15 protein-coding genes are annotated in these 15539 nt (G+C 54.3%); 13 read left to right on the plus strand and 2 right to left on the minus strand.

Translation table 11 applies throughout. From position 1 onward, the window contains the following. The first annotated feature begins 27 nt into the window (after positions 1-27). From ACE99V_RS00505 to ACE99V_RS00545, 9 genes are all read left to right on the plus strand, one after another. Positions 28-1032 (plus strand): tripartite tricarboxylate transporter substrate binding protein, encoded by a 1005-nt coding sequence (locus ACE99V_RS00505; protein WP_400488986.1) that lies wholly within the window; start codon positions 28-30, stop codon positions 1030-1032. Between the two features lie 82 nt (positions 1033-1114). Further along, entirely contained in the window at positions 1115-1564 is a 450-nt protein-coding gene (locus ACE99V_RS00510) for a tripartite tricarboxylate transporter TctB family protein (RefSeq protein ID WP_400488987.1), read from the plus strand. A gap of 21 nt (positions 1565-1585) precedes the next feature. After that, positions 1586-3076 (plus strand): tripartite tricarboxylate transporter permease, encoded by a 1491-nt coding sequence (locus ACE99V_RS00515; RefSeq protein WP_400488988.1) that lies wholly within the window; start codon positions 1586-1588, stop codon positions 3074-3076. 22 nt (positions 3077-3098) lie between these two features. Beyond that, entirely contained in the window at positions 3099-4049 is a 951-nt protein-coding gene (locus ACE99V_RS00520) for a sugar kinase (protein ID WP_400488989.1), read from the plus strand. 27 nt (positions 4050-4076) lie between these two features. Further along, the gene (locus ACE99V_RS00525; RefSeq protein WP_400488990.1) at positions 4077-4715 is read left to right on the plus strand and encodes a bifunctional 4-hydroxy-2-oxoglutarate aldolase/2-dehydro-3-deoxy-phosphogluconate aldolase; all 639 of its coding nucleotides are present in this window, start codon (positions 4077-4079) and stop codon (positions 4713-4715) included. Positions 4716-4732: 17 nt separating this feature from the next. Next, positions 4733-5713 (plus strand): 2-hydroxyacid dehydrogenase, encoded by a 981-nt coding sequence (locus ACE99V_RS00530; protein ID WP_400488991.1) that lies wholly within the window; start codon positions 4733-4735, stop codon positions 5711-5713. A 72-nt stretch (positions 5714-5785) separates the two neighbouring features. Then, a complete protein-coding gene (gene kduD, locus ACE99V_RS00535) occupies positions 5786-6550 on the plus strand; it encodes a 2-dehydro-3-deoxy-D-gluconate 5-dehydrogenase KduD (RefSeq protein WP_400488992.1) in 765 nt (254 codons plus the stop codon). Between the two features lie 367 nt (positions 6551-6917). Further along, a complete protein-coding gene (locus ACE99V_RS00540) occupies positions 6918-8318 on the plus strand; it encodes a hypothetical protein (protein ID WP_400488993.1) in 1401 nt (466 codons plus the stop codon). 278 nt (positions 8319-8596) lie between these two features. Beyond that, positions 8597-9424, plus strand: coding sequence for a hypothetical protein (locus tag ACE99V_RS00545; protein WP_400488994.1), 828 nt, complete (start codon positions 8597-8599; stop codon positions 9422-9424). Here the strand turns inward: ACE99V_RS00545 and ACE99V_RS00550 are convergent. Continuing rightward, positions 9362-9703, minus strand: a complete 342-nt coding sequence (locus tag ACE99V_RS00550; RefSeq protein WP_400488995.1) for a hypothetical protein — start codon at positions 9701-9703, stop codon at positions 9362-9364. The genes ACE99V_RS00545 and ACE99V_RS00550 overlap by 63 nt on opposite strands. A gap of 208 nt (positions 9704-9911) precedes the next feature. On the opposite strand from ACE99V_RS00550, the gene ACE99V_RS00555 reads away from it, so the two are divergent. The 4 genes from ACE99V_RS00555 to ACE99V_RS00570 all read left to right on the plus strand — a co-directional run bounded on the left by ACE99V_RS00555 (position 9912) and on the right by ACE99V_RS00570 (position 13501). After that, a complete protein-coding gene (locus ACE99V_RS00555; RefSeq protein WP_400488996.1) occupies positions 9912-10460 on the plus strand; it encodes an RNA polymerase sigma factor SigX in 549 nt (182 codons plus the stop codon). Further along, positions 10457-11620, plus strand: coding sequence for an anti-sigma factor (locus ACE99V_RS00560; protein ID WP_400488997.1), 1164 nt, complete (start codon positions 10457-10459; stop codon positions 11618-11620). The genes ACE99V_RS00555 and ACE99V_RS00560 overlap by 4 nt, the downstream gene beginning before the upstream one ends. 76 nt (positions 11621-11696) lie before the next feature. Then, positions 11697-12647: an ABC transporter ATP-binding protein gene (locus ACE99V_RS00565; protein WP_400488998.1), complete on the plus strand. Its 951-nt coding sequence runs from the start codon at positions 11697-11699 to the stop codon at positions 12645-12647. Further along, the gene (locus ACE99V_RS00570) at positions 12632-13501 is read left to right on the plus strand and encodes an ABC transporter permease subunit (protein WP_400488999.1); all 870 of its coding nucleotides are present in this window, start codon (positions 12632-12634) and stop codon (positions 13499-13501) included. The genes ACE99V_RS00565 and ACE99V_RS00570 overlap by 16 nt, the downstream gene beginning before the upstream one ends. Before the next feature lie 171 nt (positions 13502-13672). On the opposite strand, the gene proS is transcribed toward ACE99V_RS00570, so the two are convergent. Further along, positions 13673-15139: a proline--tRNA ligase gene (gene proS / locus ACE99V_RS00575; protein WP_400489000.1), complete on the minus strand. Its 1467-nt coding sequence runs from the start codon at positions 15137-15139 to the stop codon at positions 13673-13675. Positions 15140-15539 lie beyond the last annotated feature (400 nt).

Consider the following 15539-nt stretch of genomic DNA (forward strand, 5'->3'; position numbering starts at 1 on the left):
TATTTTTTTTTTTTGGAGGATGACACCATGAAATTGAAACGCATCTTCACCAGTCTGGCTGCAACTGCACTTATTGCTTCCCTCGTAGGCTGCGGTTCTAACAATGCTGCTTCCCCAACCGGCGATAAGGCTGAAGGAAGTAAAGGCGACTATCCGAAAAAGCAAATCGAACTGATCGTTCCCTACGCCGCGGGTGGAGGAACCGACGCGGTAGCGCGTGCCTTCGCGGACTCTGCCAACAAAATTCTTCCCCAACCGATCGGGGTCGTGAACAAAACAGGAGGCGGCGGTGCCGTAGGGATGACCGAAGGCTCCAAGGCAAAAGCAGACGGGTACAAGGTTACCTTGGTCACCGTGGAAATGACAACGCTTCCCCCACTCGGCTTGGCGACCTTTAAACCGGAAGATTTCAAACCGGTTGCCCGCCTGAATGCCGATCCATCGGCCATTACTGTAAAAGCTGATGCTCCTTGGAACACCATTGAAGAATTTTTGGATTATGCCAAACAAAATCCAGGGAAAGTTCGTATCGGCAACTCCGGTACAGGAGCAATCTGGCACTTGGCTGCCACCGCATTGGAGCAAAAAGTGGGTACCAAATTCAACCACATCCCGTTTGAAGGCGCAAGCCCGGCTGTCACTGCACTGCTCGGCGGACATATTGAAGCCGTATCCGTCAGCCCTGCCGAAGTAGCGGCACAAGTGGAAGCAGGCAAGCTGAAAATGCTGGCGGTCATGGCCGACAAGCCGCTGGACAAGTTCAAGGACGTGCCAACCTTGAAGGACAAGGGCATTGACCTGTCCATTGGCACATGGCGAGGTCTGGCCGTGCCAAAAGATACGCCGGACGACGTGGTAGCCGTTCTGAAAGACGCAGCCAAAAAAGTAACGGAAGACAAAGCTTTCACGGACGTGCTGGAAAAAATGAATCTTGGCGTTTCCTATGCTGACGATGCAACGTTCAAGGAGGCCATCCAAAAGGACAGCGAATTGTTCGCGAAACTCGTTACCGATCTTGGACTGAAAAAGTAATGTGCGTTGGACACGGGCGATACTCCCCCGTGTCCTCCATTTTATCGAAGGCTTGGATTGAATTTTTTAAGGAGGGCCACTAGTGAAAAAGGTTGATTTCTTCGTCGGTCTGGCGCTCATTATCCTGTCCGTTGCCACTTGGATCACAGCCAATCAGTTTCCAAGTGTCGGTGACACAGATGTAGGAGCCGGCTTCTTTCCGCAATTGATTGCTTCCGTACTGCTTCTGCTGTCGCTGGTGATGATTGCACTCTCTTTCCGGCGGCAGGCAGACGATCAGCCAGAAGAGGGCTCCACGTCATGGAAGAAAACGTTTCTCGGTTTCGTTCTGACATTTGTCTATCTGGCGCTTGTCTACTTTTGTGGTTTTTACATCGCCACACCTATCTTTTTGTTCGGCTTCATCTGGCTGTTCGGCTACCGCAAAACGATTCCGGCAGTGGCTGTCGTCGTCATTGTGACGCTGTTTATCTATCTCGTCTTTGAAAAAGTGCTGCAGGTTCCCCTTCCTGCGGGCGTATTCTTTGAATGATGAATGTAAGGAGGGCATCGCATGGACTTGTTTCTCAGCGGACTGAGCAATATTGCAACTGACCCATTCGCGCTGCTCATGTCAGTCGTCGGCGTGGCGATCGGGATCATCGTCGGGGCGCTTCCAGGCCTGACGGCAACGATGGGTGTGGCTCTCATCCTGCCCATGACATTTGGAATGGAACCGGTGGCCGGTCTTCTGCTTTTGTCGGGTGTATACTTCGGCGGGGTGTACGGCGGATCCATTACGGCGATTCTTTTGAAGACCCCCGGCACACCTGCAGCCGCGGCAACCGCTATCGACGGGTATGCCTTGGCGCAAAAAGGGATGGCGGGCAAGGCACTCGGAGCAGCCACCCTTTCTTCGTTTACGGGCGGGACCATCAGTATCGTCATTCTGATGTTTTTGTCTCCGATCCTCGCCAATATCGCACTCGAGTTCAGTGCACCGGAGACGTTTGCCCTGGCCGTTTTCGGTCTTAGCATCATCGCCAGCATTTCCGGCAAATCCCTGGTAAAAGGCTTGATCGCCGGTATGGTCGGTCTGTTGCTGGCCACTGTCGGTCTTGACCCGATTCTCGGCTTCCCCCGTTTTACCGGCGGATATGAGCAAATCATGAACGGGGTTCCTTTTATACCGATTATGATAGGCCTGTTCGCTGCTTCCGAAGCCTTTAAATCGTTGACGGAAATGAATGTGAAGGAAAAGGTGAAAGTGAAAATCGAGAAGGTCATGCCGAGTTGGCCGGAGTTCCGCAACCTGATCCCAACCATTCTGCGTTCCACCGGATTGGGTACGTTTATCGGGATCATTCCCGGTGCCGGGGCGGACATCGCCGCTTTCGTCTCCTACAACGAGGCAAAGCGTTTTAGCAAGAACAAGGAAAACTTCGGTAAAGGCGAGATGAAAGGTGTCGCCGCCTGCGAATCGGGCGCCAATGCCTGCACCGGCGGCGCGCTCGTTCCGCTGCTGACGCTGGGCATCCCCGGCGACGCGGTCACTGCTGTCATGCTCGGGGCTTTGATGGTGCAAGGGCTGCAGCCTGGCCCGCAGCTTTTTGCAAACAATGGCGACCTCGTCTACACCCTGTTTATCGGGATGATCATCTGCTACGTCATCATGTGCCTGATGGGACTATTTGCCTCCCGCTACTTTGCCAAAGTGGTGGAGATTCCCAAAGAAATTTTGACACCGATTATTCTGGTGCTCTGCATCGTCGGTTCATACGCAATCAACAACAGCTTTTTTGATGTCGTCATCATGGCGGTGGCCGGTGTGATCGGATACTTCATGCAGAAGTACGATTTCCCTGCCTCGCCAATTGTGCTGGCGCTGATTCTCGGGCCGATGGCTGAAAGCCAGTTCCGCCGCGCGCTAGCGCTCTCGAGCGGCAGCTACGACATCTTTTATACACGCCCGATCCCACTGATTCTCCTGCTGATTTCGGCCATTACCATCCTTACTCCGATCGTGAAAGCCATTTTGCAGCAGAGGAAAAACGCACATCAATAACGCAGCTTTGGAGGAGAACAAGATGGACGTTGTAACATTTGGAGAAACAATGGTGTTGTTCACACCGGAGACGACGGGCTTCATGCGCTATGCGCACGCATACTCCCGCAAATTCGGAGGCTCGGAAACGAACTTTGCGATCGGTTTGGCCCGTCTGGGACACTCGGCTGGCTGGATCAGCAGAGTGGGAGACGATGAGCTGGGAAAAGCGATGCTGTCCTTCATCCGCGGCGAGGGGGTAGACGTAAGCCGCGTCCGTCTGGATGCGCAGGCTCCAACCGGCATTTACTTCAAGGAGATACGGAACGCGAGCGATGTCAATGTCTACTACTATCGCAAAGGGTCGGCTGCAAGCCTCATGACCAAGGATGACCTGGATGAAACGTATCTGATGCAGGCAAAATACCTGTTTGTCTCGGGGATTACCCCGGCGTTGAGCGACAGCTGCCGGGAGATGGTCTGGGAAGCAATCCGTCTGGCGAAAAAGCATCGTTTAACCGTCGTCTTTGACCCCAATTTGCGCAAAAAGCTGTGGCCAGAGGAGCAGGCGCGCGAAACGCTGCTGGCCATTGCCGCAGAAGCGGATATCGTGCTACCGGGTATTTCGGAAGGTAAATTTCTCTTTGGGGAGCGGGATCCAATCGTACTGGGACAGCGTTTTCTGGACCACGGCGCCAAGACGGTCGTTCTGAAACTGGGTGAACAAGGCGCCCATTATTTTACCAGAGAAGAAAACGCCCATGTCCCCGGTTTCCCTGTGGAGCGCGTGATCGATCCGGTTGGTGCGGGCGACGGGTTTGCGGCAGGACTGGTCTCCGGTCTTTTGGACGGCCTTCCATTGGCTGATGCGGTCAAACGGGCCAATGCCGTCGGTGCGATTGTCACCATGGTGAATGGCGACGTAGAAGGCTTGCCAGAACGGGAAGACCTGAAACGGTTTATGGAAACGCCGATTGAAGAGGTTATTCGCTAAAACATGTGAATGAGGGAGGAAAAAACCATGACCCTTTTGCAAAAAATCATCGACAGCGGCATTGTCGCGGTCATTCGCGGAGCATCGCCGGACAAGATCCTGGCTGTGGCCAAAGCGCTGCATGAAGGCGGCGTCACCACCCTGGAAATCACGGTGGAGACACCAAAAGTTCTTTCCCTGATTGAGCAGGTATCCGCCGAATTGGGCGATAAAGTGGTAGTCGGAGCAGGGACCGTACTCGATTCGGAAACAGCTCGTGCCGCCATTATGGCGGGAGCAAAATTCATCTTTTCGCCGACAGTCGATCCACAAACCATTCAGCTGACCAAACGGTACGGCATCATCAGTATTCCCGGCGCATTGACCCCGACCGAGATCCTGAACGCTTATCAGCATGGCGCGGACGTGGTAAAAGTATTTCCTGCCGGCGTATTTGGGCCTGGATATCTGAAAGACGTGCACGGTCCGCTGCCGCAGATTCCACTCATGCCGACAGGCGGCATCGATCTTTCCAATGCTGCCGACTACATCAAGGCAGGTGCCGTAGCGCTTGGAGTAGGCAGTTCGCTTGTCAGCTTCAAGGAACAGGTGGATGATGCCTATCTGACCCGCCTGACCGAGACGGCACGCAATTTCGTCGAGACGGTTAAGCAGGCCAGAGGGTAGGAAAGCGAGGGCGACCTATGACCAAACCACGCGTGTTTATTCCCCACCGGATTTCAGAGAAGGCGCTTTCGCTTCTTGCTGAACATTGCGAACTCGATTATCGCGATGTCGAAGAAATGCTGGATGAGGAGGCATTCTTTGCGGGATTGCAGGAGGCTTGCGGCCTGATGGTTTACTCCCGGCACAAGATTACGCCGGACGTGTTGGATCGTGCGCCCCGCCTGCGAATCGTCAGCAATGTAGCGGTCGGATACGATAATCTCGATTTGCGTGAACTGACCGCACGCGGCATTATGGCTACAAACACCCCCGACGTATTGACGGAAACGACAGCCGATTTGACCTTCGCTCTGCTCATGGCTACGGCGAGGCGGATTGCAGAAGCGGACCGTTTCGTCAAGGCGGGAGAGTGGAATGAATGGCTGCCAAGCTTGATGCTGGGCAAGGATGTTCACGGCGCCGTCATCGGCATTATCGGGATGGGGCGCATCGGGGAAGCGGTGGCTCGCAGGGCAAAAGGCTTCGGCATGCGAATCTTGTATCATAACCGGACGCGCAAAACGGAAGCGGAGCAGTCTTTGGACGCAGCGTATGTCTCATTGGATGATTTGCTGCGCCGCAGTGACTACGTCGTCGTGATGACACCACTCACCCCGGAGACAGTCGGATTCATCGGCAAGCGTGAACTGGGCCTGATGAAGCAGGATGCGATCCTGATCAACACCTCCCGCGGCAAGGTCGTCGATGAACAAGCGCTGATCGATGCGCTCATGGAACAGCGAATTGGCGGAGCCGGGTTGGATGTATTTGCCACCGAGCCAGTGCAAAAGGGCAACCCGCTGCTCTCCATGAAGAACGTGGTTACTCTGCCTCACATCGGCAGCGCCACGCGCGAAACCCGCGAAAAAATGGCGCTAAAGGCAGCGCGCAACATGATTGCCGGTCTGGCTGGGGAAAAACCGGAGAACCTGCTGAACCCTGCCGTCTTTTCTCATTAATTATTGTGGCTGCATCGGAATTCCGGTGCAGTTTTTTGTCAAAGAAAGAAAGTGGTGAAGGGAGGATTCGACGTGACATACCTTCAGGAGCTTTTCTCCCTGGAAGGAAAAACGGCGATGGTGACCGGAGCGAGAAGTGGGATCGGTCAAGCGATTGCCTGCGGATTGGCGGAAGCTGGCGCTGATGTGATCCTGCTGGGCCACCGGGACAATATGCAGGAGACGGAAGCGCTGATCGATAGAACGGGCCGTTCGTATCGGACTGTCCTGGTCGATCTGTCCAAGCCCGACCAGATCGAAGCAGCTGTCCAACCCATAATAGAGCAGGTGCAGGTGGATATTCTCGTAAACAACGCGGGCACGATCAGACGGGAGCCCGCAAGCACATACTCCTGGGAGAACTGGGAAACGGTGATCAACACCAATTTAAACTCGGTGTTTGTGTTGAGCCAACTGGTCGCCCGCCCCATGCTGGAGCGCAGGCAAGGGAAAATCATGACGATCGCTTCGCTGCTGTCGTTCCAAGGGGGAGTCTATGTGCCGGCGTACACAGCGAGCAAGCATGCGGTAGCCGGTTTGACCAAGGCGTTTGCCAACGAGTGGGCCCCCCATAACGTCCAGGTAAACGCGATAGCGCCCGGCTACATCGAAACCAACAATACGGAAGCGCTGCGTAACGATCCCAAGCGAAACGAGGGGATATTGGCGCGAATCCCGGCCGGCCGGTGGGGAGAGCCTTCCGATCTGGTGGGAGCGGCAATTTTCCTCGCCTCCCGCGCCTCTGACTATGTGAGCGGACACGTGTTGACAGTGGATGGCGGCTGGCTGGGCCGCTAAGAAGTCTGCATGGAAAGAGTAAATAACTAGAGAATTTCGTCAAGAGAGGCGTTCCACGGTGGAGTGCCTCTTTTCCTGTTTTTCCAATACAGTATAATGAGTACAACTTACCACTTGCCTCTTCCAGCGATTGTCGATAATCCCGTTGTCAAACAGGCAGTGGAGTCGGACAGGCATATGCGAAACGTATTGGAGTGGCTATGCTGGATTCGGACGCGGTGCTATAGAAGGCGGGGGAAAGGGCGTACAGCAATTACTGCAACGACTGGCACCTACTACCCCCCGGATGGCGCAAAATGCTGTCAGAGGGGCTGTAGAAGGCGGGATTTCGTCTGCTGCTATTGAATTGGCGGACCTGGGACAAGACATGAACCAACGCGACGAAACAGCAGGCGAACGTTGGCGGAATATTGCATTAGGCGCTGGGATTGGCGGCGCTGTTGGGGCAGTAGCTGAACCTGCTGCGCGTGGGCTTAGCAACCTTCTGCAACGGTTGAGAAAGCCGACACAGGAAGCAGCACCTGCGCCGCAGTTACTCTTGCCTCTGGGCAAGGCTATCAACGAACGGGCCGGACTAACCGGCGGATATGTGCAGGCCCCAGCGACAATTCAAGTAGCCGAAGAGTTTGTAAGGCCAAGAGGAGCAAAATATGTAAGGCCCGGCGCTTCTCGCGTTGCGAATCCGGCGGAGGAACAATTGAAGCGTGTCTATCAGATTGCGGAACAAACGGGACTGCCGCCAGGAAGAGAGTACGAAGCCCTGCAAGATATTTGGTCAAGCATAGCGCCGCCGAATGCTGGTTCATTAGACGAGTTGGTTGAACAAGCAACGCGACAACATCCTTTGGATGAAATCATGCAGTCAGCCAAAAATAGACAACAAAAGATGGAGCAATCCGGCATCTCTCCGCTGCAAGGATTGCCGACGGAGAGGTACACGCGACCGGTGACGGAGATAGTAACCGACGAACCAACATTCGTCTTGCGTGGAGGGCCTTTGGTTCCAGCAGGGCCAGTCACAACTAACAAAGGGCGCATCTCCGAACTGATAGGAACACTTAGGGCGGAGAAACAAGGGAAAGCCCCTGCAGAAGCTAAGCAAGATCCGTTAGCCTTCCTGTTCGGCAAGGAAAGAATTAATTCTTCGCCGGCACCTGCAACCGGTACAAGCTCACCAAGTATTGCTTCCGTGCCAGCAACTGACATCAAACATGTCTTCAATATTAATCCAGGAAAGATGAAGGACATCAGCGGTGCGGCAGCATACGGCAACGATGTGTATCGAAACTTCAAAAATGTCTTTGGCGAGGATTATCCTGCGATAAAAGAAAAGGTTTTAGATCCTTTTGATGCATCGAAGAAATCCTATACCGATATGCAGAAATACTGGGTCGACAAGTTGCAGACGGAAGTTGTTAAAAAACTGGGCATCACGAAAGACAGTAAACTGTCTGCTCTGGTACAGCAGTTCGGTGAAGGGGAAATCAGCTTAGACAAATTAAAAGCGATCACTAAAGACTGGGAAAAGGTCGTTGAGGCGGATAAATGGTTTAGACAAGCGTACGACGCGCTTCTCGACCAGGTTAACGCAACGAGAGCAAGGATCTACCCGAACAATCCGGACAAGCTTGTGCCGAAGCGCAACGACTACTATCGACATTTTCAGGAGTTTTCTGGCCTCACCGGCTTAAAGAACATGTTTGATACACCAGCTCAAATCGATCCGAAGTTGGTGGGAACCTCAGAATTTACACTGCCGAAAAGTTAATTCCAGGGTTTCATGCAAAAGCGCGGATTAGGACCGTTTAAACGTGACGCTGTCGGCGGATTCCTTGAATACTTGCCGGGAGCTTCATACGCGACTCATATCGATCCGCACATTGAAGTATTTAAGGGGCTTTCCGCCATCTGAACGGCTTTATTAACTTCCTTGAAAAGTTTTCACAGGACTTAGCCGGAAAAACAAACCCAGTTGATCGATGGCCGCAAGAGGCAATTCCCGGAGGGAGGGCTGCATTCAATGCCCTGAGCTTCCTTAACAATCGGGTGAACTTAGGCAACTTCTCGTCTACACTGGCGCAATTGGCAAACATCCCTGTAGGTGCGGCTTTTGCTAAAGAACACTCGATAAAAGGCATTGGTTTGACATTAAAGTCTTTAATGCCAGGCATGGAAAATCAGGCGATGAAACAATCAGGTTTCATGAACGAGCGTTATGTTCGGAAGCTGTATCGTCAGTTTGATACAAAGTTGATCGAGCAGCCGAAACGATTGGCCGAATGGATGATGGAAACAACCGAGAGGATCGGAACGGAGTTTGTCTGGAACTCGGCAAACGCAAAGGGTTTGGCCGAGGGTGTTAAAAACCCGGTGAAATATGCAGATGACGAAACCAGGCGGTTAATCGCCGGTCGCGGGATCGGGGAAGTACCACTTGCTCAGAAGTCGAAAATGGTGCAGCTGTTCATGCCATTTACGCTTGAAGTTGCGAGCCTTTGGAAAGTCCAAAAAGATTTCATCAAGGCGAAAGACTTTGGAGGACTTGTGGGGTTGTACCTCGGAGCTTACTTGCTGAATAAAGGCATGGAGGCTACAAGGGGTTCCGGTATCCTGTTTGACCCTATTGACGCGATTGCAGATGCCGCCACGGCTGAAAGCTTATCATCGGTACAGAGGGCAGGTATCTTGGCCGGCGAGGTACTTATAAACCTTCCAGCTGGCCCTATGATCGCAAACCAATTGTATCCGGAGTATGGCAAGACGATCGACATCCCTGGCGTTGGGAAAGCGGAGTTGCCGACACGACAAGAGCTATTTGGGAATAACGACCCAACCCGCTTCGGATCTGGCTTGACCCTGTCTAAGGGAATGTAGGGCGGATCGCTGGCGGTTTCTTCGCTTTCGCAGCAGTTGATGGTAGGCTTCGCGGGCGTCTGCTGCGTATTCATCTGCCCCCGTGTGCAGTGCTTTGCGGTAGGCGGACAACGCCTGCATCTCCTGGCCGCGCAGCTCCCACTCCCTGCCCAAATGGAACCAACCGATCGCAGCGTCTGGGTATTGTTCGACGAACGAGCGGTAAAAAAACAGGTCGTCCTGTTCCGGGTGCTTGAGATAAAAAGCGCTCTTCTTCCGAAGAAATTGGCTTTTGTTCACCGGCTGCTCCCCCCTTATCCAACAGTATCGGACAGGGTGGTTAAAATTTTTATCAATTTCCTTTTCTTTTTTTCTGGCTGTCTGTCACAAAACGCACCTGTGCGGTTTCTTTAAAGTGAACAGCAAGGAAGCCCCCTGCGGGGACCTGGGTGTGGCTTGCCAAGGCAGTAATTCGAGGTAGGAGCGCCACGATGAAAGGAGGAAGGGTGTGGAGGTGCAGGCAGAACTGATGATGGGAAAAACGCAGATTCGACAAGCGGATGATGATTTTCAGGACTTGTTTTCAACCTATTATCCGTACGTCGTCAGGCAGATCAACCGCGTCATCCGCGATCAGAGTGCGGCAGAAGATTTGGCACAGGACGTGTTTCTTCAGTTCTATTACGCAGAGCGTTCTGAGATCGAGAACATCCCCGCCTGGTTGGCAAAAGCGGCGATCTATGTGGCGTACAACCACATCAGGGGAGAAAAGCGGAGACAGCTCCGCCACGAGCAGGAGGCTGCAAGGCTGCCGCTGATGCAGCCGTCCTCGGAAGAGACCTGGCTGGAACAAGAGGAGATCGAGAGGGTGCGGGAGGTGCTGCAGGAGCTGCCCGAGCGGGAACGCACGCTGCTCTTGATGAAATATTCCGGTTTCCGCTATGCCGACCTGGCGAAGGTGACAGGGGTAGAGCCCGGTTCGGTCGGGACACTGCTGGCCCGGGCAAAAAGGAAATTTCGCAGCATGTACGAACGAATGAGGAGGGGAGAGGCATGAGCTGCAGGGATGATGGGTTTATCCAGGCGTATATCGACGGAGAGTGCAGCGGTGAGGAAGCGAGAGCGTTTGCCGCGCATCTGCTGCAGTGCGGAGACTGTCAGCAGCGGTTCGAACAGCTGCTTGAGCTGGAAACCTGGACGTCTGAGCAGGTACAGGCGGGAATGCCCGCAAAGGTGAAGGGCGTGCCGATTGACACGAAAGAGGCCTGGCAGACGTTTCAACTGAAGCTGCGGGCCAGTCGACCAAGTCCGGTTCCTTCTTCGGGGGTTCTTTGGCCGAATCAGACAAAAAGGAGTTGGAAAAACGTGAACAAATCAGTCAAGCATTGGGTTGCAGGAGCATCTGCCGCTGCCATTTTGCTCGGCGCGCTGACATTCCCGCAGGTGCAAGCGGCAGCAAACCAGTTTCTGTCCATTTTCCGCATGGATAAAGTAGAGTTTGTAAAACTGACGCAGGAAGACTTCCAAGAGGTGGAGCGCTGGCTTCAATCCGGGGAAGCGGGAGAAATGGAGCTCAAAGGTCTTGGCAGGCTGTGGATTGACGAGGGAGGCCTACGCGAACCGCAATCGTTTGACAGCGTGGAAAAGGCAGTGAAGGCAGGACATGAAGTGCCGAAGCTGCCGAGTGAATGGCGGGTCGAGTATATAGAAGCGATTCCCCGCTTTACCTTGAATCTGGAGCTGAATACGGAAAAGGCAAACAAGCTGTTGGCCCAATTGAAGGTAGATACCCGCTTTGACGAAAAACTGAACGGCAAGCAGTTCTCACTTGAAGTGCCGAAAGCGATCCGGATGCAGCTGAAAAACGGCGACACCCACCTGGATTACAACGTGGTCGAAGCGCCGAAACTGACCGCGCCAGAGGGAGTGGACGTGGGTGAGCTGCGCAGCACCATCCTCGCACTCCCCTTTATCCCCGAAAACGTGAAGCAGCAGCTGATTGACATTGACGACTGGCAGCACACCTTGCCCATGCCGTTCCTGGCCGACGGTCAAAACAGCGCAAAAGAGATTCAACTCAACGGGGCGAAGGCGTTGTTGACGGAGGAAGAGTATCGCACGTCGGTGATCTGGCAGCGGGACGGACACATCCACATGCTGAACGGTTACGGCACGAAAGCGGATCAGGTACTGGCTGTCGCCAAACAACTGAATTAGCATGCGGCCTGGCAGAGCGTCCCCCAACCTGGGGCAGGCTCTGCCCAGTCGTTTTTGCAGCAAAGGGGGAAGCATGGTGTCAAACTACGTATTGGAGACGTGGGAGCTGTCGAAGCAGTATAACGGACAAGCCGGCTGCCGAAACATCACCCTGCAGGTGCCGCGTGGATCGGTATTCGGCTTTTTAGGGCAAAACGGAGCGGGGAAGAGCACGTTTGTCCGAACGATGATGGGGCTCTTGAAGCCGAGCTCGGGCAAGGCAGTGATGCTGGGCCACCCGATCGGTAGCGTGGAATCGCGGCGCCGGGTGGGATACCTGCCGGAGCTGTTTCGTTACCCCGACTGGCTGACCGGCAGACAGCTCCTGGAAGCGCACGCCGATTTGTCCGGCCTGTATGGTCAGGAGCGGAAAGCCGCCATCCATCGTCTGATCGACCGGGTGGGTCTGACGGGGCGAGCGGACGAAAAAATCCGCGGGTATTCCAAAGGCATGCAGCAGCGAATCGGGCTCGCCTGTGCGCTTATCTCCGATCCGGAGCTGGTGTTTTTGGACGAACCTACTTCCGCACTCGACCCCATCGGAAGACGAGAGGTGCGCGAACTGATTGTTGAGCTTCGAAACCAGGGGAAAACTGTCTTTCTCAACAGTCACTTGCTCAGTGAAGTCGAGAGTATCTGCGATTACGTCGCTATCATCCACCGAGGGGAGCTGGTCGTGCAAGGCGACTGGCGAAAACTGACGGAAGTACAGCCACAGGTTGAAATTGTATTGGAATTGGTTCCAGATGGAATGTGGGAGGGGATGCCCGACATCGTCTTGCATGCGGAACGGCTGTCGCAAAGGGAAGGGACCGAAAGCTGGCTCGTTACTGTGAAGGATCAGAATAACGTCCCGGCTTTGATTCAAGCACTGGTTGCAAGGGGAGCGGCGATTCACGAGGTGATTCGGAAACGGCAGTCGCTGGAGGACGCCTTCCTTTACTGGGTAAATCGAAAGGAGAGAGAGCTTTCGTGTGGCCGATCGTAAAAATATCGTACCGGGAGATGCTGTCGAAGCGCATCTTTTCCATTACCTTGCTGATGTCACTCGCCTTTCTGCTGCTGTACGCGGTGGCTGTATACTTCGCTGCCGGACAGATGAGCGATATGTTGGGCAGGCGCTCCACAGCCGATCTGATCATGGAGCAGGGCTTTATCTCCACGCAGCTGTTGGGGGTGGGGCTGTACTTCGGTTCTTTCATCACAGCACTGCTTGCCATCCTCAGCAGCGTGGGCAGCATCGCCCAAGAGATTGACAGCCACCAAATCGATACGTGGCTGGCCCGGCCGCTGCCGCGAAGAACCTATCTGGTGGGGAAGTTTATCGGGCTCGGCAGTCTGCTTGTCGTGTATGCGGCAGCGATGTTCGCCGGCATTATCCTGACCAATCAGCTGGTCGGGGGCGAAGTGCTGGCGGTGGACGTAACCGCAGGGCAAATCCTCAAGGCAGCGGGTTTGTTCGTGCTGCAGCCGGTCATTCTGGTCAGTGTGGCGCTGTTCTTGAGCTGTACCGCTTCAACTGTAACCGGCGGCATTGTCCTGATCATCCTATACGGGATCGGATTTATCGGAGGCTTTATCGAGCAGCTGGGGGCGCTCATGGAGAAGGCGGAACTGGTCAACATCGGTATCATCTCCAGCCTCGTGTTTCCCATCGACGCGCTCTTTCGCAAAATGACGATCCTCCTGTTTGACCAACCGGACAACCCGTTGTCGCTGGCTGCCCAGGGGCTGTTCGGCAGCCTGTCAGCACCGAGTGACGCGATGCTCGTCTACACCGTTCTGTACGGGGCAGTCGCCCTCTGGCTGGCGGTACGCACCTTTGTCGCAAGGGATGTGTAGCACCTGGAACCTGTCTATGGAAAAAACGAAATGCACGTAATCAGGACATTACGTGCATTTCGCCATTTTTAGTATATGCGGGGCACTGCCCGGCGCATACGGGGCCCCGCCCGGCGCAGCAAAAGCTATAGTCGGGTGGGTGGAGCCTAGCTTAAGTCGGCTGGGTTTTCTTCAATAGGCCCGCGCAAACCAGACGGTGTGCTTGGATTCGCCGCCGCATGCGATACATGTATGCTTCGTGGCCGGAGGCTCGAAAGGAATGTTGCGGGAGGTGTATTTGGTCTCCTCCTTTACTTTCGCCTCACAGTCGTCGTCGCCGCACCAGCCGGCCAATACCCAGCCTGAGATCCCCTTTTCGCTCTCCGCTTTGGCAATATGGGCCTTTAATTCATCCAGAGTATCTATGTTCAGGTGAGAGTTGGCAGTACGGAAGGCCAGCGCTTTCTGGAACATGTTTTGCTGGATGTCTTCCAGCAGTTTGGAGACCGCTTCGACCGCTCCGTCCATGGCAACCGTTTGCTTTTCGCCAGTATCCCGGCGGGCCAGGATGACCTGCCCGTTGTCCACATCACGCGGACCGATTTCCAGACGGATCGGAACGCCCCGCATCTCCCATTCGTTAAACTTCCAGCCCGGTGTCTCCTCACGCAGGTCAGCCTTTACACGGATTCCCGCTGCCTTCAGCGCATCAAACAGCGGATCAAACTTCTCCATCACCTTTTCCCGCAGTTTGACTGGGCCGACCGGGATCATCACGACCTGGGTCGGAGCCATTCGCGGCGGCAGGGCCAGCCCCCGGTCGTCACCGTGAACCATGATCATCGACCCGATGAGGCGTGTTGAACTTCCCCATGAAGTGGTATGCACATATTTAAACTGGTTGTCGCGGTCAAGGAATTTGATGTCAAAGCCACGCGCGAATTTTTCGCCCAGATAGTGCGAGGTACCCGCCTGAACGGCTTTGCCGTCTTTCATCATCGCTTCGATCGAATAGGTGTCAACGGCACCGGCGAACCGCTCGCTCGGTGTTTTTTGCCCTTTCCACACCGGGATGGCCAGCTCCTGCTCGACGACCTCTCGATAAATCTCCAGCATCTGCATCGTCTCCTGACGCGCTTCCTCCTCCGTGGCATGGGCGGTATGCCCCTCCTGCCAGAGGAATTCGGACGTGCGAAGGAACGGCATCGTCCGCTTCTCCCAACGGAAGACGTTTGCCCACTGGTTGATCAGCACGGGCAGATCGCGGTAGCTTTGGATCCATTGACTGTACATATGGCCGATAATCGTCTCGGAGGTCGGACGGAGCGCCAACCTCTCTTCCAGCTTCTCGCCAGCTGCCTCGGTAACCCAGGGGAGCTCCGGGTTGAAGCCTTCCACATGCTCTTTCTCTTTTTGAAAGAAAGACTCCGGAATCAGCATCGGGAAATAGGCATTCCGGTGCCCTGTCTCCTTGAAGCGCTTGTCCATCGCCGCCTGAATCCGTTCCCACAGTTCAAAGCCATCCGGCTTGAAGACGATACAGCCGCGCACAGGGGAATAATCCATCAGATCCGCTTTGGTAATGGTTTCGATATACCATCGGGAAAAGTCTTCCGACTGCGGCGTAATCTCCTTCACAAAAGCCTTCTCATCTGCCATCTTCTGCACACTCCTTTATCCGTGAAAAATAAAGAATCCCCCATCCCAGAATTGGGACGGGGGAAAAACTCCCGCGGTACCACCCTAATTGATCGCGACTCCGTCGTCACGATCCACTCAAATCCCCGATAACGGAAGGGTATCCGGCACGGCTCATCGCCAGCGGCTCCAGGATGGGATACAGATACGCCTGTGCATCAACCTTTCAGCCATGGGTCGACTCTCTAAAACACAGCCAATACCTGCGGGTCCTTTCATTGCCTTTCTTGATTATCTATTCTAGCAGGACAGGAAAACATTTTCAATGCAACCCTTTCATTGTGCGATACATCGTTTTGTCTTCCAGAAAATGAAACAGGAACATACCAGGTTTAAAATTTGTTTCGATAATCCAGACGTT

Source organism: Brevibacillus soli, assembly GCF_044759095.2.
Lineage (GTDB): Bacteria > Bacillota > Bacilli > Brevibacillales > Brevibacillaceae > JBIYSM02.